General features: G+C 38.3%; 21 protein-coding genes. 5 read left to right on the top strand and 16 right to left on the bottom strand.

The annotated features are described in order from the left end of the window. Positions 1-30 precede the first annotated feature (30 nt). Both ACFFHK_RS05825 and ACFFHK_RS05820 read left to right on the top strand, forming a co-directional pair. On the top strand, positions 31-678 hold the full coding sequence (locus ACFFHK_RS05825; RefSeq protein ID WP_382370484.1) for a YchE family NAAT transporter: 648 nt from the start codon (positions 31-33) through the stop codon (positions 676-678). Beyond that, positions 678-2183 carry a peptide ABC transporter substrate-binding protein gene (locus ACFFHK_RS05820; protein ID WP_382370482.1) on the top strand — a complete coding sequence of 502 codons (1506 nt, stop codon included), beginning with the start codon at positions 678-680 and terminating at the stop codon, positions 2181-2183. Before ACFFHK_RS05825 ends, ACFFHK_RS05820 begins: the two co-directional genes overlap by 1 nt. A 46-nt stretch (positions 2184-2229) precedes the next feature. Here ACFFHK_RS05820 and bamD read toward each other — a convergent pair whose 3' ends face one another. Continuing rightward, entirely contained in the window at positions 2230-3024 is a 795-nt protein-coding gene (gene bamD, locus ACFFHK_RS05815; RefSeq protein WP_382370480.1) for an outer membrane protein assembly factor BamD, read from the bottom strand. Positions 3025-3208: 184 nt separating this feature from the next. Here bamD and rluD point away from each other — a divergent pair, with 184 nt between their 5' ends. The 3 genes from rluD to ACFFHK_RS05800 are packed head-to-tail and all read left to right on the top strand — an operon-like array spanning position 3209 to position 6961. Beyond that, positions 3209-4183 (top strand): 23S rRNA pseudouridine(1911/1915/1917) synthase RluD, encoded by a 975-nt coding sequence (gene rluD / locus ACFFHK_RS05810; RefSeq protein WP_382370478.1) that lies wholly within the window; start codon positions 3209-3211, stop codon positions 4181-4183. Continuing rightward, the gene (gene pgeF, locus ACFFHK_RS05805; RefSeq protein ID WP_382370476.1) at positions 4184-4930 is read left to right on the top strand and encodes a peptidoglycan editing factor PgeF; all 747 of its coding nucleotides are present in this window, start codon (positions 4184-4186) and stop codon (positions 4928-4930) included. It abuts the gene before it with no gap. A 15-nt stretch (positions 4931-4945) separates the two neighbouring features. Beyond that, positions 4946-6961, top strand: a complete 2016-nt coding sequence (locus tag ACFFHK_RS05800; protein ID WP_382370474.1) for an LTA synthase family protein — start codon at positions 4946-4948, stop codon at positions 6959-6961. A gap of 61 nt (positions 6962-7022) precedes the next feature. On the opposite strand, the gene ACFFHK_RS05795 is transcribed toward ACFFHK_RS05800, so the two are convergent. The 15 genes from ACFFHK_RS05795 to mscK form a co-directional block, all read right to left on the bottom strand. Beyond that, positions 7023-9890 carry a valine--tRNA ligase gene (locus ACFFHK_RS05795; protein ID WP_382370473.1) on the bottom strand — a complete coding sequence of 956 codons (2868 nt, stop codon included), beginning with the start codon at positions 9888-9890 and terminating at the stop codon, positions 7023-7025. After that, positions 9887-10447, bottom strand: a complete 561-nt coding sequence (locus ACFFHK_RS05790; protein ID WP_382370471.1) for a hypothetical protein — start codon at positions 10445-10447, stop codon at positions 9887-9889. Before ACFFHK_RS05790 ends, ACFFHK_RS05795 begins: the two co-directional genes overlap by 4 nt. Before the next feature lie 2 nt (positions 10448-10449). Then, complete coding sequence (locus tag ACFFHK_RS05785; protein ID WP_382370469.1) at positions 10450-11058, bottom strand: ATPase; 609 nt, start codon at positions 11056-11058, stop codon at positions 10450-10452. Beyond that, on the bottom strand, positions 11042-11215 hold the full coding sequence (locus ACFFHK_RS05780; RefSeq protein ID WP_382370467.1) for a hypothetical protein: 174 nt from the start codon (positions 11213-11215) through the stop codon (positions 11042-11044). The genes ACFFHK_RS05785 and ACFFHK_RS05780 overlap by 17 nt, the downstream gene beginning before the upstream one ends. A gap of 35 nt (positions 11216-11250) precedes the next feature. Then, the gene (locus ACFFHK_RS05775; protein WP_382370465.1) at positions 11251-12267 is read right to left on the bottom strand and encodes a PDDEXK nuclease domain-containing protein; all 1017 of its coding nucleotides are present in this window, start codon (positions 12265-12267) and stop codon (positions 11251-11253) included. Between the two features lie 191 nt (positions 12268-12458). Then, positions 12459-12896: a DNA polymerase III subunit chi gene (locus ACFFHK_RS05770; RefSeq protein ID WP_382370463.1), complete on the bottom strand. Its 438-nt coding sequence runs from the start codon at positions 12894-12896 to the stop codon at positions 12459-12461. 105 nt (positions 12897-13001) lie between these two features. Further along, on the bottom strand, positions 13002-13604 hold the full coding sequence (gene recR / locus ACFFHK_RS05765) for a recombination mediator RecR (protein WP_382370461.1): 603 nt from the start codon (positions 13602-13604) through the stop codon (positions 13002-13004). A 74-nt stretch (positions 13605-13678) separates the two neighbouring features. Further along, a complete protein-coding gene (locus ACFFHK_RS05760; RefSeq protein ID WP_065233649.1) occupies positions 13679-14008 on the bottom strand; it encodes a YbaB/EbfC family nucleoid-associated protein in 330 nt (109 codons plus the stop codon). Positions 14009-14089: 81 nt separating this feature from the next. After that, the gene (gene dnaX, locus ACFFHK_RS05755; RefSeq protein WP_382370458.1) at positions 14090-16255 is read right to left on the bottom strand and encodes a DNA polymerase III subunit gamma/tau; all 2166 of its coding nucleotides are present in this window, start codon (positions 16253-16255) and stop codon (positions 14090-14092) included. A 21-nt stretch (positions 16256-16276) separates the two neighbouring features. After that, positions 16277-16822, bottom strand: coding sequence for an adenine phosphoribosyltransferase (gene apt / locus ACFFHK_RS05750; RefSeq protein ID WP_382370456.1), 546 nt, complete (start codon positions 16820-16822; stop codon positions 16277-16279). A 110-nt stretch (positions 16823-16932) separates the two neighbouring features. Beyond that, a complete protein-coding gene (gene lpxM, locus ACFFHK_RS05745) occupies positions 16933-17883 on the bottom strand; it encodes a lauroyl-Kdo(2)-lipid IV(A) myristoyltransferase (RefSeq protein WP_382370454.1) in 951 nt (316 codons plus the stop codon). Positions 17884-17908: 25 nt separating this feature from the next. Further along, positions 17909-18673, bottom strand: a complete 765-nt coding sequence (locus ACFFHK_RS05740) for a TSUP family transporter (protein WP_382370452.1) — start codon at positions 18671-18673, stop codon at positions 17909-17911. Positions 18674-18690: 17 nt separating this feature from the next. Continuing rightward, a complete protein-coding gene (mepA, locus tag ACFFHK_RS05735; protein WP_382370607.1) occupies positions 18691-19527 on the bottom strand; it encodes a penicillin-insensitive murein endopeptidase in 837 nt (278 codons plus the stop codon). Positions 19528-19535: 8 nt separating this feature from the next. After that, positions 19536-20615, bottom strand: a complete 1080-nt coding sequence (gene aroC, locus ACFFHK_RS05730) for a chorismate synthase (protein ID WP_382370450.1) — start codon at positions 20613-20615, stop codon at positions 19536-19538. 19 nt (positions 20616-20634) lie between these two features. After that, complete coding sequence (gene mscK / locus ACFFHK_RS05725; RefSeq protein WP_382370448.1) at positions 20635-23976, bottom strand: mechanosensitive channel MscK; 3342 nt, start codon at positions 23974-23976, stop codon at positions 20635-20637. Position 23977 lies beyond the last annotated feature (1 nt).

The raw sequence follows: 23977 nt of genomic DNA, 5'->3' as shown, positions 1-23977 counted from the left end.
TGTTAATCATTCCTCTAATTACGCAAAATTATGTTATTTATTGAGAATTTTTCTATTTATATGCAGTTTTTTATTGGTCTAATTGCGGTTACCAATCCAGTAGGATCGCTCCCCATTTTTATGAGTATGACCAGCACCCAATATGAAGCAGAACGCCAAAAAACAATGATCGTTACTTCAACTGCTATCGGCATTGTGTTACTAACAAGTCTATTGATTGGTCAACTTCTGCTTAATTTTTTTAGTATCTCAATTAATTCATTCCGTATTGCTGGTGGTATCTTAGTGATCTCAATCGCGATGACGATGATCAGCGGTAAATTAGGGGAAGAAAAACAAAATAAAGAAGAGCGAGCGACCAATTTTTCTGATAATGAAAGTATTGCTGTTGTGCCGTTAGCGATGCCATTAATTGCTGGTCCTGGTGCAATCAGTTCAACTATTGTTTGGGCATCTCGTTACAATAATTGGCTTGATTGGCTTGGTTTTGCCTTAGCAATTATTATTTTTTCTTTCTTGTGTTATGCCATTTTCCGCTCTGGACCGATAATTATGAAATATCTTGGAAAAACAGGCAGCAACGTGGTTACGCGTATCATGGGATTGATTCTAATGGCACTAGGTATTGAAATTTGTGTTGCAGGTATTTCTAACTTATTTCCAGGGTTATTGCACTAATGAAGCCATTATCAAAAAGCAAATTTGCGATTATTATTTGTTGTTGCTTGTTTTTTGCGATTGCTTGCGATCAGCAAAAACAGAATATACCTACCACTAGCAATACATCATCTGCAGTATCAGGATCTACGACAACATTAGTACGAGCTGGTAGTTTTGCACAACTCACTTTCGATCCTCATCAAGTCAACGATCTGCAAAATACAGCGCTGCTCTATGATCTTTATGAAGGATTAGTTAGCTATGATATCCACGGAAATATTATGCCAGCAGTGGCGCAATCTTGGGAAAGTAAGGATCACAAAAACTGGATATTTCATTTGCGTCAAGAGGCAAAATGGTCTGATGGCAGTGAGGTTACTGCAGAAGATTTTGTTCATAGTTGGCAAAACCTATTGACCAATAAAACTGCATTATCGCCATATTTAGGGTTTATTGCTATTCAGAATGCACGAGAAATTCTACAAAATAGATTACCTGCTACCGCACTCGGTATTAAAGCCATTGATCCTCATACATTAGAAATTCAATTAGATAAAGCCAATGCTCACTTGCCAATGATGTTGGCTCATATTGCTTTAGTGCCTGTCAAAAATGGGAAATATAATGGTGGTTATCACTTAACCAAAATAGATGAGCAGAAAATCCTATTAATGGCTAATCCTTATTATTGGAATAAAATACATGTTTCTTTTCAACAAGTAGAATATTGGCGCACAAATCTCTCATCAATCAGCATTGACTGGCAATTTTTACCGCCTAAATCCAATACCAAAATTCAGCAAGTGCCAAAACTATGTAGCTATTACTATGAGTTAAATCCTCATCACCCAACATTACAAAACCCACTGATTCGACAAGCACTGATCAGTCTAATTTCTAGTCAATCAGCGATTAATAATGTTGCTATCAATGGTAAAGCAAGCGTTAATTTACTACCACAATCAATGCGATTTAATAGCTATTTAAATTTAGCACCAGCAGAACAGTTACTGATGCAGGCTAAGATTACTAATCAGCAACCACTGCATATCACTTTAACTTATGATGACACTACAATAAATCAACAAATCGCCCAAAACCTGTCGCGCCAATTTTCGCAATCCGATCTTATCCGAGTGTCATTACAAGCTAAAACACAGCAAGAATGGGCTACTCAACATACACAACAGGAATTTCAACTGATTCGTAGTGGTTGGTGTGCCGATTATAATGATCCCTCTGCCTTTTTAAACAATTTTCACTCAAAAAGCCCTGATAACTTACTTCATTATCATAATCCACAAGTGGATCAATGGTTAGAACAAGCCATGATAGAAATTAATCCTGAGTTGCGTCAGCAACTTTACCAAAAAATCATAGATACCTTAGTTCAAGAGGCTATTGTTTTACCATTATTCCAGTATTATTTACCTGTTTATATTGCTCCAAATTTAGCGGGCTATGATTTAAATAATCCAACACAGATCTTTTATAGCAAAGATTTATATCGGTTGGTGAAGTAATAGGAATAAAAAAAGTGTGGTACTTGACCACACTCCTTTTCGATAGTTATTTTAATGGTGGTTTGACATCTGGAGCGGATTCAGGTTTTACTAACGCTGGAAATGTCTTTTCCTTGCTATTGGCTAATACCTTACCAATTTCATCAGCTTGTTTATCCAAATGTAATTCAGCATAAGCTTGTTGCAACAGTGGCAATGCTTTATAAGCATAACTGGTTTCTGGATATAAACGTAATAAATTATCCTGAATACGATTTACCACAGCTACATACGCATTACGCTTTTGATAAAATTCTGCAATTTCATATTGATGTTTCGCTAAACTCTCACGAATATACTGCATTCGTTGTACAGCATCTTTTGTATATTCACTATTTGGGAAGTAACGCGCTAAAGTTTCAAAATTATGGTACGCATCTTCTCTCGGCTTGGTTTCACGTGAAGCACGATCGACCCCAAAGAAATCTTGGAAAAGGTTATCCCCTAACGCCATATTCGTTAACCCTGCAAGATATAACACATAATCTAAATAGGGTCCTTGCGGATATTTTTGTAAATAACGATCTGCGGTAGAAAGTGTGTTCACGTAATCTTCATTACGATAATAAGCATAAATTAAATTTAAATCAGCTTGCTGCGCATATTCACCATATGGGAAACGGCTATCTGTCGCTTCGAGATAACGAATTGCCTCACGATAATTTTCATTTTGCAAATACTCTTGCGCTTGTTGATATAACGCCTGAACAGGCGCTTGTTCTACTTGCTCAGGTGTTCCAGAACAACCAGCCAATACCAATGCCGATAAGGTTGTTACAGCAATTACTTTTATCTTATTCATACTCATCATAGATCCTCGATGTTATTGAGAAAACGTCTCGAACAATTCATCGTTCGCTTTATTTTCAGTCTGTAAACTCGTTAATAGTTAAGGTACAATCATAACTTTAATTTCATCTTTCGTCGCTATTGTATAGCGTATCAACAAATAATTAAATGTTTATGTTACTGGAATTATAATCACTATGAAACACCTTAAATTAACAGCTGAGGTTCAACCTCATCAATTAGGTCAACGTTTAGACCAAACTTTAGCGGAATTGTTTCCAGAATATTCCCGTTCTCGGATAAAAATTTGGATCGAAGCTGGATTAGTTCAAGTAAATGACAAAGTGATCACAATCCCAAAAGAAAAAGTATTCGGTACAGAAAAAATTATCATGCAAGCTGAAATAGAAGAGGATACTCGCTTTACACCCCAAGCCGTTCCACTCGATATCATTTATGAAGATGAACATTTATTAGTGATTAATAAAAGAAAAGATTTAGTGGTACACCCTGGTGCAGGCAACCCAGATAATACCGTATTAAATGGTTTACTCTATCATTATCCAGCGATTGCAGAAGTTCCTCGTGCAGGCATTGTACATCGACTAGATAAAGATACCACTGGGCTAATGGTTGTTGCCAAAACCGTTGAAACCCAAACGAAACTCGTGCGTGCATTACAAAAACGTCAAATTACCCGTGAATATGAAGCGATAGCCAGCGGGATTATGACGAAAGGCGGAACAGTAGATCAACCTATGGCTCGCCACCCAACTAAGCGTACCCATATGGCAGTTCACCCAATGGGTAAGCCTGCAGTAACACACTATCGTATTATGGAGCGATTCCGTAACTATACCCGTTTACGCTTACGCCTTGAAACAGGAAGAACCCACCAAATTCGGGTGCACATGGCACATATTGCTCACCCATTATTAGGCGATCAAACCTACGGTGGTCGTCCAAAACCACCGAAAGGAGCAAGCGAGGAATTACTCACTGTACTACGCCAATTTCAGCGTCAAGCACTGCACGCAATTATGCTACGTTTAGAACACCCCATTACTGGTGAATTAATGGAGTGGTATGCACCTTTACCTGATGATTTTGTTGCTTTAGTTGATGCACTAAAAGCAGACTATGAATTACACAAAGATGAGCTAGACTATTAAATGAATGCGATCTATCCAACTTGGCAAGTCCCACAAAATATCCACGCTTTCAGTACATTACGTCTCGGTGGTCAGAGTTGTGGTGTATTTGCTGGGCTAAATTTAGGTGATCACGTTGGCGATGATCCTGACGCAGTGCAAAAAAATCGCCAACAGTTAGTGGAACAATTTCAACTACCACAATTTCCACAATTTCTCACGCAAGTGCATGGAACAACAGTAAAACAGTTACCTCTGACAGATGATAATCTCACCGCAGATGCCTGTTACACCAACCAAGCAAACCAAGTTTGTTTAATTATGACTGCTGACTGTTTGCCTGTTTTATTTGCGGCGGAAAATGGAACAGAGGTAGCAGCTGCGCACGCTGGTTGGCGAGGATTAGCAGCAGGCATCTTAGAAAACACTTTGGCACAATTTAAAACTGCAGCAGATCAAATCAAGGTTTGGTTAGCTCCCGCGATTGGTCCAACCGCATTCCAAGTGGGCGCAGAAGTAAAACACACCTTTTGTGAACAATATTCATTAGCTGCACAAGCTTTTCGCCCAGATCCAGAACATACCGATAAATATTTTGCCGATCTCTATCAACTGGCTCGATTACGTTTACAGCAAGCGGGCGTATTAGCAGATAATATTAGCGGTGGAGAATATTGCACTTTCTCTGATCCTGAGAAATTTTACTCTTATCGCCGAGATCAACAAACGGGCAGAATGGCAACCTTGATTTGGTTTAGTGAAAAATAAAATGGATTATACGTTATGATTTTTTATAGCAATTTTTTATTTTCTCTCACACTATTATTTGTTTATTACATTTTACAAACCACACTTATTCGCCACTATATGATTAAACATTTTGTTGATCCCAAAATCTATCAACAAACAGAAAATCAGCAATCTATTTCCCGTATGTGGCGAATGGGCTATCGCTATGACGCTAAAATCAGCGCGATTATTATTGCTATTCCCTTTATAATTGGTTCAATTTTTGCGCTCTTTTCTCTTGAAAAAATTATCCTAGTAGGATTTTGCTTCTATCTATTTATTATTTCCTTATTCTTTATAGGTATTAATATTGGTAACTACTTTTACTTTAAAACCTATAAAAGCTACTACAATATTTTTATATTTGGTTTAGTAGAAGATGATACGAAAGCGGTACTTAATAATATTTATGAAGATTATCCAATCATAAAATTATTTTTATTCACCCTCATAGCAGCATTAATACCAGCATTCATTTTTTATTATTTTCTTACTGCTCAACCTTTAGCACCACTTAATCCATTAGCGATTTATCTTTATGCTACCGCCTCACTCATTTATTTAGCTTATGCTGCTCGCGGTTATTTTTTCACTCACCCACTCGCCAAAATGCACGCTCAGGTTTCAGCATTAAGTATCATCAATCAAATGGTGCCGAACGGGGTTATCGCAATGAAATGGGCATTCGAAGATAGAAAACGAGATATTAAATTTGCACCAGTGAACATAACTGAAGGTGAACAACTGATTACCACTTTCCAACAATTTACCCAACAGCCGATACAACAGAATCTCATTCCTACCTTTTTTACAGCAAAAACAGAAAAAAATATCTTTTTAGAACAACAACCACCTCACGTTGTAATGGCATTAATGGAAAGCTTTGGTAATAATTTTCTACAATTTGATCAGCCTCAAACGAATGATTTATTAGGAAAATTACGCCCTTATTTTCAACAAGACTTCTTATTTAAGCATGTTACTGCTGATTATAATGGTACGGCGCCATCACTTGCCTCACTCTATTTTCATAGTCCAATTCAAAATATTAGCCAATCTGTGGCACAAAATTTAACATTAAAACAGACACCATTTTTCACCTATAAAGCAAAAGGGTATAAAACCATTTTTATTACCGCTGGCAATATTATGTGGCGTAATTTAGCGAATTATCTCCCACTACAAGGAGTAGATCAGCTATATGATCAAAATACAATTATTGATAATTTTCCTGAAGCGAAAGAATCACTTTCTTATTGGGGTGTTGCAGATGAATATGCCTTTAAATTAGCCGAAAAACTACTACAACAAGCAACGCAACCACTATTTATAAATATTCTTACGATGACCAATCACCCGCCATTTAAAGCACCAAATCATTATCAACCTTACCCCGTTGATCCAACTGTATTAAATGGCAAAATTTTGGCAAAAGATCTCAATGAACAAAAAAATATTTTGCAAGCATTCCAATATGCGGCTAATGCGCTAGGTGAATTTATTCAATCTATTGAACAAACTCCTTGTGCTGAACGTACAATTATTGCCGCCTCTGGCGATCACCATATGCGAGCAATGGAAAATCATTTTCCACGAGATCTTTTTCTCGATAAAACCGTGCCATTTTTTATTCATCTTCCACCACAACTTAAACAACAAATTAATATTGATTTTCAGCCTTATCGTTTAGGTTCACACAAAGATATTATGCCAACCCTCTATGCACTTAGTTTATCGGATTGTGAATATTGGCATTTAGGTGGGAGAAATTTGTTATCTACACAAGCAGACAATACCTTTAATTTTGCCTTTAATGAAACTGTTATTGCTACCCCAGACGCAGTTTATGATATTCACACTGAAAATATCATAAAATATCAATGGGATAGAGAAACTGGTCTTACAACAGGAATAGTTGAAATTAGCAATGATGAAATTGCACAAATTAAAGCCTATCAACAATTATTATATTGGCAGATTAATTACCATATTGCTGGAGTAAAAGAATAGTTTTTTAATTAGATAAAAAATAAAGGGTAACTAAGTTACCCTTTATTTTGCTTACAATAAACTACAGTGCTTCAATACTCGCATATTGTTGACGTAATTTATCAAGTCCATCTAAATACCCCTTCATTTTCTCTCGCTCTTTGGCGATGACTTGCTCTGGGGCTTTGGCGACAAAGGCTTCGTTGTTGAGTTTGTTCTCAATCCGTTGCACTTCTGCGTTGAGTTTGTCGATCTCTTTTGCAAGGCGTGCTAACTCTTTTTCTTTGTCAATAAAGCCTGCCATTGGCACGAGAATTTCGGCATTGCCGACCAATTTTGTTACCGCAAGCGGTGCGTTTTCGTCATTTTTTTGCAACGCAATTTGCTCGAGTTTTGCCATCACTTGAATTAAAGTGCGGTTATTTTCGAGCGTTTTTTGCTCTGTAGCATTGGCGTTACGCACCAGCAATTCTAGCGTTTTGCTTGGTGGAATGTTATTTTCCGCACGCACGTTACGCACTGCAACAATCACTTCTTTGACAAAATTGATTTCGCTGATCGCTTGTGGGTCGTCAAGGCTCTCGTCATAACGTGGGAATGGTTGCAACATAATGGTGTCGCCATTCACGCCTGCAAAACCTTTCACTTGTTGCCAAATCTCCTCGGTGATAAACGGAATAATTGGGTGAGCAAGACGCAACAATTTTTCCAATACGTTAATCAAGGTGTGGCGTGCCGCACGTTTTTCGGCATCGCTACCGTTGGCAAAGACAGGCTTGGTGAGCTCAACGTACCAGTCGCAGAACTGATTCCAAGTGAACTCGTAAATGGTGTTGGCTGCCAAGTCGAAGCGGTATTGTGCCAAGGCTTCACGGAAGGTTTTCACTGCCTGATTAAATTCCGCTTGAATCCAGCGGTCTGCTACACTGAACTGCATTTCGCCCTCTGCTAACTCAAGGTTATTCAGGTTCATCAACACATAGCGGCTGGCATTCCAGAGTTTGTTACAGAAATTGCGGTAGCCCTCAAGGCGTTTCATATCCCAGTTGATGTCGCGTCCGTTGCTGGCAAGGGCAGCAAGGGTGAAACGCAGTGCGTCTGTGCCGTGTGCAGCGATGCCTTCGGCAAACTCTTTGCGAGTGGCTTTGGCGATCTTCTCTGCCAGTTGTGGCTGCATCATATTGCCTGTGCGTTTTTCAAGCAGATCGTCAAGGCTGATGCCATCAATCATATCGATAGGATCAAGTACGTTGCCCTTCGATTTCGACATTTTCGCCCCATTTTCATCACGGATCAGCCCTGTTACATACACGGTTTTAAACGGCACTTGCGGTTTGCCATTGTCATCTTTGATAAAGTGCATTGTGAACATAATCATTCGTGCGACCCAGAAGAAAATGATGTCAAAGCCTGTGATCAACACATCGGTTGGGTGGAACATTTTCAGATCTTTCGTCTGCTCAGGCCAGCCGAGGGTAGAGAATGTCCATAAACCTGATGAGAACCAAGTGTCTAGCACGTCTTCATCTTGGCGTAACACAAGGTCTGGGGAAAGTTGATATTTTGACCGCACTTCCGCTTCATCTCGTGCCACATAGACGTTACCCGCCTCATCATACCACGCAGGAATGCGATGTCCCCACCAAAGTTGGCGAGAAATACACCAATCTTGAATATCACGCATCCACGAGAAATAGAGGTTTTCGTACTGCTTCGGCACAAATTGAATTTCGCCGTCTTCCACCGCTTTCACTGCCACTTCTGCCAACGGTTTAACGCTCACATACCATTGATCGGTCAGCATCGGCTCAATCGGCACACCGCCACGGTCGCCATAAGGCACTTTGAGATCGTGCGGTTTGATTTCATCGAGCAACCCTAAGGCTTCAAAGTCTGCCACCACTTTTTTACGAGCGGCAAAACGTTCTAAGCCTTGATAATCTTGCGGAATAAGGGCGGTGTAATTTTCTAAAATTTTACCGTCTGAACCGATAATCTCTGCTTGCTCACGAATATCGGCATTTAAGGTCATCACATTAACCATCGGTAATTGATGACGTTTGCCGACTTCGTAGTCGTTGAAATCGTGAGCTGGGGTAATTTTCACTACGCCTGTCCCAAATTCACGATCCACATAATCATCTGCAATAATCGGGATTTCACGGTTCGCCAACGGTAGCACCACCGTTTTACCAATCAGCGATTGATAGCGTTCATCTTCAGGGTGAACGGCAACGGCAGTATCGCCCAACACAGTTTCAGGACGTGTGGTCGCCACCACGAGATAATCTTTGCCATCAGCGGTTTTTGCTCCATTTGCCAGCGGATAGCGGAAATGCCAGAGCGAGCCCTTGCTCTCTTTGTTTTCCACTTCCAAATCGGAAATTGCCGTGTGCAACTTCGGATCCCAGTTCACAAGGCGTTTGCCACGATAAATCAAGCCCTCTTCGTGCAGGCGAACAAACACTTCTTTCACCGCATTTGACAAGCCTTCGTCCATCGTAAAACGCTCACGATCCCAATCAATCGAGTTACCCAAACGTCTCATCTGCTGGCTGATTGTACCGCCTGAGTAGTTTTTCCACTCCCAAATCTTATTGATAAAGGCTTCACGCCCATAATCGTGGCGAGTTTTGCCCTCTTCAGCGGCAATTTTACGCTCCACCACCATTTGGGTCGCAATCCCCGCGTGATCCGTCCCCGTCTGCCAAAGGGTATTATCCCCCTCCATACGGTGAAAACGGATCAAGGTGTCCATCAATGTTTGCTGGAAAGCGTGCCCCATATGCAACGACCCCGTTACATTCGGCGGCGGAATCGCAATGCAATAACTCGGTGCATTCTCATTCTCAGACGGCTTAAAATAGCCCTGTTCTTCCCAGTGTTTATAAAGCGCTTGTTCGACTGCTGTCGCCTCAAAGCGATCAGGCATTTGGAATTGTTTTGTCATTTTTTTTCTCTATGATTAAATGTCTCTACTAATTTAAAAATAAATTTTACTGAATCAATATTTGATTCACTTATTTCTTTGGAATTATTATTTTTTGAAGCTTGCTTTCTTTTTTTATCTATTTCAAAAAGTAAAAATGAAGGTAAACCAATATAAATCATCGCGTGAATAAGACTAACATTATAATCATTATCATTAAACTTACTGCTAATTAACATTGATAATGCTGATTGCATTAATATAAATATACCTACTACAACGGTAAAATCTATATTATCTATTTTTTTAGAAAAAAGATATATTAATGATCCTGTAGATATCAGACCCGAATACATAGTACATATAATATATATAACGCTATTAGTTTCACTTTCTAAAAAGACTAATTGACAAAAAATTAAAACAAAAGATGTAATAAACCAAAATCGATCTCGATATAAAATTCCCTTAAATAGGGTTTTAGCCGTAATATTTAATGCTTTATATAAAATTAAGATTACAATTAATACACAACAAGATAATAATAACCCTTGATAATTTCGAATAAATTCACTCATAGTTATATCTCATCATTACTTAAAAAATCCAACCCAATAAGCTTATTCACTAATTCCTGACACCAGTTAATCAACTTATCTTTAATTAAGATAATTTTATTATTTTCAATATATAGCATCATTTCTGGCATTTCACCTGAATTATCATAAATAAGGGCTTCATCACAAAACGGCAAGATTTTGGTTAAATTTTGCAAACTAATATCATAGCGATGACGAATTGCAGTTTCATCAATAAAATGCCCACCATTGGCTACTCTTGCATTCACTCGATCAATATTTATTGAAACACTATTCACACCAATATAATTTAATCGTACATAAAACCCTTTTTCTTTCGCTTTTTTTATTCGTTGCAAAATAGAATTACCTGATAAGGTAGATTCCATTGAAAAAGACACTTGCTGTTGAATAGCAAATTTAAATAATTCAATTGCTTTTCTACCTGCTTGGCTATCGACTAAACGTGGGTTTTCAGGACTGAGTTGCATTGCGATATGATCGGAATCAATCACAATTTGCACGGCATCTTTATTAAATTCACGCAAAGTTGTCTTGCCTGCCCCATTCGTGCCGCAGTAAAAGATCGCTAAATTATTTTGCTTTTGCATATTCAATAACAACTTCTGTTCCGTCAGGATAATGCCGAACAATATTCCCATTCGGGCGTTGAAATGTCAGCACTTCACGCGTTTTCTTATCTTCCATCCACGCTTTAAACTGAATATGCAGTTGGCGTTGTTGTTCTAGAATTTCCGCTTTTGTCATTTATTTCTCTATTTTTACAAAATTGCTCTAAAACTTTACCGCTTGTTCTCCAATCTTGCCCGCACTTTTTCGAGCTGTGCTTTAAGTTCTAGTTCTGTTGGTAAATAAGGCAAATATTTCGCACTAAAAATCTGTTTTCTATCGGCTAATATAGAATATTTTGCCACCGCTTCGCTCTGTTCACTGCATAGTACTAAACCAATTGTAGGGTTATCGTCTTCGCCTTTAAATTGTTCATCATAAAGGCGGACATAGGTATCCATTTGCCCAATATCTTGATGTTTTAACTTGCCAATTTTTAAATCAATTAATAAAAAACATTTTAGTTTGAAATGGTAGAAAACCAGATCAATATAAAAATCTTCATCGTCAAAACGAATCCGTTTTTGACGATCAACAAAGGCGAAGCCTTTGCCTAATTCCAGCAAAAATTGTTGTAAATTGCTGATAATGGTTTGTTCCAAATCACTTTCTTGATAGCTTTTATCTTGAAGATTTAAGAAATCTAAAATATAAGGATCTCGCAAATAATCTTCGATAGTTTCTTGTAACTTTTCGGTTTTTTCTACTGCTTCTTGTGCTACTAATACCTTATTTTGGCTGGCAAGCAAACGCTCATAATATAACACAGAAATTTGGCGATCTAACGCTCGAGATGACCAATTATTTTCAATCGTTTCTTTTAAATACCACTCACGAGCTTGTGGATTTTCAATGCGAATTAAACTACGATAATGCGTCCAACTTAATTCGGTACGCAGTGCGTTCCGAATTGGGAAGGTGAGATAAAATGCTCGCATATTGCGTAAATTACGCACATCAAACCCTTTACCATACATTGCGGTTAGTCGTTCTGAGACATTTTTTAACACCGCCTTGCCATACTCCGCACGGTATTGTCCTTTTTGCTCATCTTCAACTAACAAACGCCCAATTTCCCAATAACTTTGCACCATCGCACTATTCACTGTTTGACGGACGTGCGAACGTGCTTGCTCAATAATCTGAGCAATGGTGCTAATCAATTTATCTTGGGTGAGCGGTTTGTTCATTGCGTTTATTCACCTTTCTTTTCTGATATTTTATCAATCTAGTCGCATATCCAAATATGATGCTGTCATTTTCAGAATAAACTGACAATAAGAGGTCTGTTTTTCGTAATTTGTTCACAAAAATATATAGCATTTAGCAAGAATATAGTTTCTGTCATGCTCTACCATGAAAAAATTTTATTTTTGCCACATCAAGCCTGCTCCGTCCCCAACTGCCAACCTAGCTGTCGATAATATTTATAACGTTCTCTAGCTAATATTTTTAGTTTCTCATCTGTTGGAACAAACTCAATCACTTGGGGGAAAAGTAAAGCAAATTCAGGCACTTGTAGCGATAATGAAATTAATAAATCTCGTCGTTGTGAGTTGCGTTTCTCTGGCCAACAAATTTCCACTGGCGTCATATAGCCACCCGCCTCACCTGATAAATTATGCGGGACAAATTGTTCTGGATCTCGTTGCCATAACATTTCATCAATTAACAGCGCCTGCTCTTTTGTTTGGCAAGCGATTAGCACTTTTTTCCCTAAACGCCACGCATCTGCAGCCAAATCACACGCTTTATTTTCTAATGAGAGTGGCTGCATTGGTGTTGCAGAAAAAACGTAAAAAAGTGCTTGTTTTGCCATAATTTATCTACCCTGTTAAACCAGTCGGCTATTCTAGCGTAAAAGCAGGGTTGGATAAAGAATTGTACACGCTGATTAGTAAATAAATCCCGTTTGTAAATAGGCTTATTTTAATTCACGTCTGCCAATAAAAGAGTGTGAAAGTGTCGTGCCATCAACCATTTCTAATTCACCACCAACAGGGATACCGTGTGCAATACGACTCACTTTTATCCCATATTGTTGACACATTTCCGCAATATAATTTGCTGTTGCATCTCCTTCAATCGTTGGATTAGTCGCTAAAATGATCTCGGTGAATGATTCAGTTTGTAATCTTTTTTGTAATAGATCTAGCCCAATTTCTTTAGGTCCAATACCGTCCAATGGCGATAAATGTCCCATCAACACAAAATAACGACCTGAAAATTGCCCTGTTTGTTCAATAGCTTGAATATCTGATGGCATTTCAACCACACAAAGCTGCCCACTCTCTTGGCGACGATAATTATTACAAATATTACAAGTTTCTTCTTCGGTAAATGTGCGGCATTGGCTGCAATGCCCAATATGTGCCATTGCATCGGTTAATGTGCGCGCTAAATTCATTGCCCCGCTACGATCACGCTGTAATAAATAATATGCCATACGTTGTGCTGACTTAGGTCCAACACCTGGCAAGCAACGCAAAGCATTCATTAATTCGTCTAATAAAGGACTAATTTGCATAATTAAGAAAGGTTTATTGTAGTAAATTTTGAGATAAATAAGGGAGTAACTATAACTCCCCAAAATAAATAGGATTAGAATGGCATTTTAAAACCAGGGGGTAATTGCATACCTGCTGTAACAGATGCCATTTTTTCTTTTTGCATTTCATCTGCACGACGCACTGCATCGTTAAATGCTGCTGCAATAAGATCTTCTAGCATCTCTTTATCATCTTCCACCAAAGATGGATCAATTTCTACACGACGGCAACTGTGCGCACCATTAATCGTTACTTTGACTAAACCTGCACCAGATTCACCAGTTACTTCTAATTGAGCAATCTCTTCTTGCATTTTTTGCATACGCTCCTGCATTTGTTGAGCTTGCTTCATTAAGCCACCTAAGCCACCTTTTCCAAACATAACTTTCTCTCTCTAGTAATAAAATAAAGGCTGTATTTTAACTGAAAACCGCCATTGTGCAATGCACAACGGCAATTTCATTTATGGACGTACTGAATCCATATCAATTTTCGCTGCAAATTGCTGCATAAACTCATTTAACATTTTATCTTGCTGTAAATTCTGCTGCGCTTCTGCTACTAATTGTTGATAAATTTCACCACGGATCTCATAAGGCGTTACTTCCGTTCCAGTATATTCCTCCAATTCTACCTTGATCTTACGCCCATAAAATTCCTGAAAAGCTTGGTGAATAAAATTAAGATCTAAATATTTTGCTAATAAAAAAGAATCTGGGCGAACCCCTAAACGCATACTGTTTTCATCTTGTGCCAAAATCACTGAGTTGAGCAAAATTCGTTTACTGCCACCAGCTAACGTCAATTTTTCAATATCTGCACTCCATTGGCTTTTTTCTGCAGCTAATTCGACTACTTTTTGGATAACTGCTGGTGTATATTTTTCTAATAAAGCTTTTTTTATCTCAGAAGGGCGCATTGCTTGATTTTGTGCATCTATTGAGGGATCACTCCAAGACCAATGATAATCATCGGTTAAGACATCACTCTCTTCTGTATCATTAACAGTTGCCATTTCCGACGTCGATTCAATTCCCCCCTGCAACACGGAATGTAAACTTGGCGGCTTATTTTCTTGTAGAGAGAATGTTGGAGAAGTTTCTTGTTTAACTTGTACTACTACCTCTGTTGTCGTGGCTGGCTGCGCAAGAGACGAACTCAAAGTTGATGGTTCAGTTACTTTAGCTGACGCCTTTTTTTTTTCGTCCGCCATCGCTAATTGTTGATCTTGAACAACAATATGTTCCGATTTTTCCTGCTCTAAATTCGCAACTTGTTGCAAAATATCGCTCGATAATAATGCAGAAGAACGTATTTCAGGTGTATCAGGGTGAGTAACTGAAACTGCCACCTCTTTAGCTGCTAACGAAACCGTTTCTGTCGTTTCAAAGGTTGGCGTATGCGTTTTTTCAGGTTGTGCTACTGATGGTTGTGTCGTTGCACTAACATTTTCTCTGTTCACAGCAACTTGTGTGGATTGTAAAGAGGCTATTTGCCCTGCCTCAGTCGCTTTTACTGGCTGCACTATAGCCGAATCGATTGCAGGTGAAAAGCGTTTTGGGTGAAATGCTAATGCACGTAAGATCGTCATTTCTACCCCTGTTTTTGCTTCGGGAGAAAAGGCTAGCTCTTTACGCCCATTTAACATGAGTTGGTAATAAAATTGTACATCTTCTGCGGCAATCGTTTGTGCTAATAGTGATAATGAAGAGTCTATATTCTGATTTTTTGGTGGCAATAACTGCAACATGGCAATCTGATGTAATGTCTCTGCCAGCGCTTGTAATACCCGCTCCCAATCCACACCTTGCTGTGCAATATCCGCCAATACTTGCATTGCAGCTTCACCATCAGCTTGCGCTATGGCATTCAATAATGAGATTGATTTATCACTATCCAATAGCCCCAACATTGCATTAACTGATGTTGTCGTAATATTACCATTACTTAATGCAATCGCCTGATCAGTAAGACTTAGGGCATCTCGGACACTCCCTTGTGCCGCTTGCGCTAATTTATTCAAGGCAGGAATTTGGTAACTGATATTTTCTTGTGCCAATAATTTACCGAGATGTTCAGCTATCGTTTCCGTATCTAAGACTTTGAGGTGAAATTGAATACAACGAGAAAGTACCGTAATCGGTAATTTTTGTGGATCGGTTGTTGCTAAAAGAAACTTAACATATTCAGGAGGTTCTTCTAAGGTTTTTAACAGTGCATTAAAACTATGGCGAGAAAGCATATGCACTTCATCGATTAAGTAAATTTTAAAGCGCCCACGTACAGGTTTATATTGCACATTATCGAGTAACTCTCGTGTATCCTCAACTTTAGTGCGAGAAGCCGCATCAATTTCGATTAAATCAATAAAATTGCCTTCTTTAATTGCACGACAATTTTCACATTCGCCACAAGGCTCAGCCGTAATCCCTTGTTCGCAATTTAATCCTTTCGCAAATAAACGTGCTATAGAGGTTTTGCCAACACCTCGTGTTCCAGAAAAAAGATAAGCATGGTGTAAACGTTGATTAGTTAATCCATTACTTAATGCTGTTATCACATGGTCTTGTCCGACCACTTCAGAAAATCGATTTGGTCGCCATTTGCGTGCTAATACCTGATAACTCATGCCTATCCTTTTACTGTTTAATTAATGTCCAGCAAAATCGACTAATGTGAATGGCTCAACGCCTAGTTTACGCAAACGATCTTCACCACCAAGCTCTGGTAAACTAATGACAAAGGCAGAATGTTCTACTTTTCCACCTAAGCGTTGAATCAATTTAATGGTCGCTTCAACGGTACCACCCGTTGCTAATAAATCGTCAATAATCAACACATTATCCTCTGCATTGATCGAATCAACGTGCATTTCTAGGGTATCTTGACCATACTCTAATTCATAAGATTGTGAAATCACTTCACGTGGCAATTTGCCTGGTTTTCTCACTAAAATAAATGGTACGTTCAACGCCAGTGCTACTGGCGCACCAAAAATAAAGCCCCGAGATTCTGTCCCTGCGACTTTAGTAATATTTTTCCCTTTAAAATGCTCCACAATCAAATCAATCGTTGCTTTAAATGCTGCTGGTACTTCTACTAGACTAGTAATATCACGGAAGATAATACCCTCTGCTGGATAATTTGGAATTGATTTAATAGATGATTTAATTAACTCTTTTTGTTGTTGGTTCATAATTATTTGCCTAACACAAAATTATATAGCGAATGCTATTCTCAAAGTTTGCTATTCTAACAGCGCCAATATGGAAAAAATACTCTTTAATGTCAAAAAAACAAAAAATTCTAATGATAAATATCAACACCATCTTTACGCGTTCTTAGTAGACGCAAGATCCAAACATATTGTTCAGGTGTTGGCGTTACAAATTGTTCAATGACTTGATTCATCAATCTAGCACAATATTGTTCATCATCGCTTAATGTCATTGGTGCAGTAATCTCTATCTCATAACGTCCTGCTTGGGCGTTATAGCGTGGAAACATAGGAATCACAACTGCTTTCGCAATTTTGCACATCTTATTTAAACCAGGCAAAGTTGCTTTATAAGTGGCAAAAAAATCAGCATAAACACTTAACTCTTCACCATAATCTTCATCAGGTAAGTAATACCCCATCTCACCTTTACGCACTGCATTTAAGAAAGGTTTAATCCCATTTTGTCGAGCGTGCATTTTGCCACCAAAACGTTCACGCACACTATTCCATAGCCAATCTACCAATGGATTACGATGCGGGTTATACATTGCGGTCATTGGCATTCCATGCGTATGCAGAATAATTCCAGAGGCATCAATCGCCCAAGTATGCGGTACTAATAAGATAATATTTTGTCCAGATGCTTTCGCTTGTTGCAGATGCTCTAAACCAATAAATACACTACGTTTTTGCAAATGTTCCTCCGAGCGCAAGGCGATTTCCCCAATCCCAAGCATCGTTTGTGCAACCGTAACAAACATTTGATCAATCACCTGTTGACGATGATCTTCGCGCCATTCTGGAAAACAGTACTGCAAGTTGACCTCTGCACGACGGCGTTGTTTTTTCGCAATACGTCCTATCAATAATCCCAGTTTAGCCGCAATACTATCGCGTAAACGGAATGGCAAAAAACCTAATAACGCGAGCAAAAAAACACCTAGCCAAACACACCAATATTTAGGTAATAAATATTCCCAACGAAATTGTGGTTCATACCCCACTCTTGCTGTAATTCTTCTTTTATTATCAGACATAATAATTTTTATATTTTTTTCTTTCTTAATTAAACCAACCGTAGTCATACATCATTTTTGCCGTCATGATAAATGCCATCACGACAACCATCGGGCGAATTAATTTTTGTCCTTTAGTCAAAACCATTTTCGCGCCAAGTCTAGCGCCAATAAAGCCACCTAACATCATGACTAATCCTAAGATCCAATAGACCTCGCCACCTAAGATAAAGAAAATTAATGAGGTAAAATTAGAGGTAAAATTGAGAATTTTGGCATGAGCCGTTGCTTTAGCAAGATTAAATCCCAGCAAAGTTACAAAGGCGACACAAAGAAAAGAACCAGTCCCTGGTCCAAAGAAACCATCATAAAATCCAATAGGAAACGCTGCTGTTATCGCAAACGCAACAAAACTTAAGCGTTGTTGCCGATCTTGATCACCAATTTTTGGCGAAAAGAGGAAATAAAGCCCTACAATTAATACCAAAATTGGCAACAATGACTTCACCACACCTGCATCAATAGATTGTACCGCGATCGTTCCTATCATTGCGCCAATAAATGTTCCTAAAATCATTTTCCATATTTGGCGTAAATGTACTGCTTTTTGTCGCACAAAATACAAACTTGCGGAAAAGGATCCGCCACTCGCTTGTAATTTATTGGTCGCTAATGCCGCCGCAGGCGGTAAGCCAACCGCTAACAAAGCAGGAATCGTAATTAATCCACCACCACCAGCAATCGCATCAATAAACCCAGCTAATGCTGCAAGTAAAAAAAGTAGTAAATAAATATCCCATGCAAGCTCCATATCTTCTCCTTCTGAGATTATTCTGTCAGCCACTGCTGTTTTTCTGGTGAATCAAGTAGTTGCTGGCACAAAATGGGTAACATTGGTGGCTGTTTTGCTGGTACTGACGCGCTAGGCTGCTTCGGTTCAAACCAAGACATTAATTCTGCACCACACCCCTCTCCTGCTGGTATCGCTGCTTGCTCCTCACAATATTGCGCACCTTTTGGACAATGTAAACGAACATGAAAATGAGCATCATGCCCAAACCATGGACGAATTTTGCGTAACCAACTACGATCACCTTTCACGGTTTGACAAAGTTTTAATTTGATTGCTGGATTAACAAAAATACGCGCGACTTGCGAATCCGTTGCAGCTAAATGAATTAATGTCGTTTGATTATTACTCCAAACTCGCTCATCAACACGCTGTAATTTACGATTTACCATTAAAATTGCCGTTGGGTTCTGGGCTTGTTGGCGACTCATTCCGCCCATTTTTAACCAAATATCTGCATCTAACCCCATTTGATGGCTAGCATGACCAGTCGCAAACCGCCCACCCGCAGGCATCGCAATATCGCCGACTAACATTGTCGGTAATCCCGCTGCTTTAACACGTTGCCCTAGCCTTGTTAAATACGCAAGCATTTCAGGGTGTCCAAAATAACGTAATTTTTGTGAACGAATCACTTGATACCCTTCCCCTTGCAGTGGCAATGCTTTTGCCCCAATGAGACAACCATTACTGTAACTGCCAATCGGTAATGGCTCGCCTGGTATTGGGCGTTTGATTTTTTGCCATTCTGTTTCAGCTAAAATCAATGACGAGCAGCTAAACAAGAGAATCGTCAGAACGAATTTCCAAAGCATTTTCATTTTTATTTTTGTCCACATTGACCTTGATAACGCAGCAAATGATCCATTAATACAATCGCAACCATTGCTTCAGCAATAGGTACGGCACGAATACCTACACAAGGATCATGGCGACCTTTGGTAACCACTTCAACAGGTTGATTCTCTAAATTTACACTACGTCCAGGAATGGTAATACTTGATGTTGGTTTCAATGCAATGGTAGCGATAATCGGTTGTCCCGAACTGATCCCACCTAAAATACCACCTGCATGATTTGAACAGAAACCCTCTGGCGTCATTTCATCACGATGTTGGCTACCACGTTGGTTTACCACAGCAAAACCATCGCCAATTTCCACTCCTTTTACCGCATTAATTCCCATTAAGGCATGTGCTAAATCTGCATCTAGACGATCAAAAACGGGCTCACCTAATCCAATAGGTACATTTTCCGCCACCACGGTTAATTTTGCTCCGATTGAATCCCCTGCTTTTTTTAACTCTCTAATCAGTTGATCAAATTTTTCAATACTTGCTGCATCTGGGCAGAAAAACGGATTGCTATTCACAAAGCCCCAATCAATCTGACTTAGATTTTGCGCTGGAATTTGTATATCGCCAATCTGTGATAAAAAACCATGAATCTTAATACCAAATTTTTCGGCTAAATATTTCTTCGCTATGGCGCCTGCCGCTACCCGAATCGCAGTTTCACGGGCAGAAGAACGCCCGCCACCACGATAATCACGCAATCCATATTTTTGTTGATAAGTATAATCCGCGTGCCCTGGACGGAAACGATCCTTAATTTCACTATAATCTTGTGAACGTTGATCGCTATTCTTAATTAATAAACCAATACTGGTTCCTGTGGTTTTCCCCTCAAATACGCCTGATAAAATTTGCACTTCATCATCTTCGCGTCGTGGTGTGGTGTAGCGTGATGTTCCAGGTTTACGGCGATCTAGATCTGGTTGTAAATCCGCTTCGCTTAATTCTAACCCTGGTGGTACACCATCTACGATACCCCCTAAGGCTATCCCATGCGATTCACCAAACGTTGTTACTTTAAATAGTTGTCCAATACTATTGCCTGCCATGTTTATATCCTTGTCATTTTTATTGTTTCATCTGTGTATGAGGTTCTGACGAAGACACTTTCATCTCTTCACCTGTATCTTGATTTTTGATAAAAACATCTAATTGATTAAATGCAATTTCTATATTGTGTTCTGCAAATAAGCTATTAATACGACGATTAATAAAATCCGTTGTTGGTAAGCGATCTGATAATTCACCTACATAAACGCGTAATTCATGATCTAATGTACTTGCACCAAACACCAAAAAATAGGCTTTTGGTTCAGGTTCCTTTAAAACTGATTTACAATCAGCCGCAGCTTGTAATAAAAGTTTTTTCGTCAATTCAAGATCACTACCATAAGCTACACCAACTTTTATTACTAAGCGTGTAATAGTGTTGGATAACGCCCAGTTTGTCAAACGCTCTGTAACAAATGCTTTATTTGGCACAATGACTTCTTTACCATCATAGTCAACTAATGTTGTTGCACGAATACGAATTTTTGAGACAGTTCCAGAATATTCTCCAATCGTAATGGTATCGCCAATTCTTACTGGGCGCTCAAATAGAATAATAATCCCTGATACAAAATTTGCGAAAATTTCCTGTAAACCGAACCCTAATCCAACTGATAATGCGGCAAATAACCACTGTAACTTCGACCATGACATTCCTAACGTAGAAAATGCCCATGCTGCACCAATCGCGACAATAAAGTATGTTAGTAAGGTCGTAATTGTATAAGGCGCACCTTGCGATAATTTTATCCTTGAAAAAACTAATACTTCCAACACTCCAGCAAGGTTACGAATTAATACATAGGTAACGATTAAAATAAAAATCGCTAACAACATATTTAACAAGGTGATTGACTCAACCACTGTACCTGTTTCAGTGGTAATCGTTTGTTGCCATAATGTAATGCTTTTCAAATGATAAGCAACGGTCAATAAATCAGACCAAACAACATAGTAAAAACTGAATAAAACTGCCCATAACAACCACTCTGCAATCCTTGCAACTTGTTGTTTTACTTGACTTAATGCTAATTCTGAATCTTGAGCATCAATCACGATTTCTTCTGAATGTCCTGCTGCTTCTAATTTTGATTGATGCTTTTCACGCTGCTCTTTTAATCGTTTATACGCTAAACGACGGGCAGATACCGCCAATGTACGATCAGTAATTTGCTTAATTAATACCCATAACACAGTAACCAAATAGCTCGCTATAAAATGGGAAATAAGGTTAAGCGCTGTGTAATAATAGCCAAGCACTATCAGGATAATTAATGCCATTGGAATCAATAATAACAACACTCTAATCACTTTCAGCAAAACTGGACCAATAGGTTGATGAGGATTTATCTCATCTCTACTATCTTGATATTTTTTAACGGCATAGCCAAAGCGTGGCGCAATAATCAACACACAAAAAATCAATGCGGATATGGTAATAATTTCCCCAATGACATCATTATTTAGTGGTGTACCACTCATATCACTAAATAACGTGGTATTAATTAAAAAAATAATTGCCCATATCGAACGTTTTAAAACAGCTAAAAAAAGCTTTCCACTTTCCTTAGCCAAACCAAAATGGCGATAAGCAAGCCCATTTGATTTTAACAATTCAATTAAAAAGGCAAATAACCACCAGTACCCAGCCATTTTTAGTGTCCACGGCCAAGCTAAAATAGGATTCGCAATGATAAGATGTCCTGCTAAGACAAAAAAGATCAGGAATAATAATGGATAAGGAATCACTAAAATTGCAGTAAGCAATATCGCTAATGGAGTATGCCACTGGCTATCTGCATTGAGCGTGCCTACTTGTGAGTTAATTTTTGCTAACCACGCCTGTAATTTGCTTTTTTGTGAATAAATCAGTCCAGCAATGAACGATAACAAGCTGATTAAAATCAACATTGGTAATAAGTTACGGCTAAAATGCGTTATATCAATATTATTACTAATACTGGTAATTTGATTGACAGCTATTTTCGGAAATTGAGTTAACCAATCCCAATCAATCGCATTATTGCTTTTCACCCAGAAACTCTGCTGTTGCAGTTTTTGTTGTAAATCATCACTAATTAAGCGAACTTGCTGCTGATTTAATTCAATCGTAATCGCTAAATTAAGTTGAGCATTTAACGATTTAAGAATATCTGAATAAATATTTTTTCTCTCGCTCAATATGCTCATTAAACGACTTCGCTCTTCATCATTTAATTCTGCTGAATGTGGCAAATTTGTAATATAACTATCTGGCGTATAAATAGCATCTCGAGCCTGAGTAAGATCAAAAATCTGGACACGTAAATCTGTAATGCGTTTACCTAAACCATCAATCGTTTGATCGGTAGGTAGATTTTGTTTTTGCTGGTTGATAATCCGAGAAAGAACTAATGTTCCTTGTAATGCACTAATTTGCTCATCTATGCTGCGCTGCGTTTGTATCAAATTATCTAATACATTTTTTATCCGCAAACTCTCTTGTGAAAGTTGATTTGAAGATTGAATTTCATTTAATAATTGTTGGCTTAATTGCGTATTTCGATTCAGTTCACTTTGAATGAGCGGATTGATATTTTCATTATTATTCTCTTGTGATTTTTCTAATTGTGCTAACTGTTTCTTCGACGCCGCTAACTGTTTCGCATTTAATGCTGCTTGTAGATTCTGTTGTTCAATTTTTGCTTGTTGCAAATAAAAACTTTGCTGATCACGTTGTAGTTCATACCATGAATTTAAGGTTGCACTCTCTTTCAATAAAGTTTGGTTATAATCATTTTGCGCATCAATTAAGGCTAATTCAATCTGATAACGATCAACTAACACAGGATTAAGTTGATTAGCGCTTAATGTACGGTTCAAAGCCTGTGTCTTGGATAAATTGGTACTTAAAATCGATTGGATTCTATCTGGTAATGTTTGTTGATTAACAATTTGTGAAACAATGCTATTCAATGTAGTTTGAATATTTTCCGTTTCTTGAAACGAAGAGGTTAAACGTTTTTGCAATACATCTTCTGATAATTTCGTCAATGTTTCTACATCATCGCCTTTCTTATCCTCATTTTTAAGGCGATTTAACTCTGTTTGTAACTTAGGAATTGCTGTTGTTGCCGTTTTTATTTGGTTACTCAGCTCAATATTTTGTTTTTTCTGTTCCTCTAACTGCTTCAAAAGACTCAAACTTTCTTCTAATGTAGTTACATCTTGTTTATTATTTACATCACTTGCATTAGGACTTGCTTTTAATGCAGTAATTTGGGTTTGAATATCTGTTGCGGTTGGTAATTGAGTGTAACCAAAAGAAGTGGCACATAACGTAACTAAAAATAAACCTAAAATAAAAAATCGCTTACTCATC

The organism is Gallibacterium trehalosifermentans, from assembly GCF_042433055.1.
Lineage (GTDB): Bacteria > Pseudomonadota > Gammaproteobacteria > Enterobacterales > Pasteurellaceae > Gallibacterium > Gallibacterium trehalosifermentans.
Note: the sequence above shows the minus strand (reverse complement) of the source record. Positions and strands in the feature narration are given on the sequence as shown.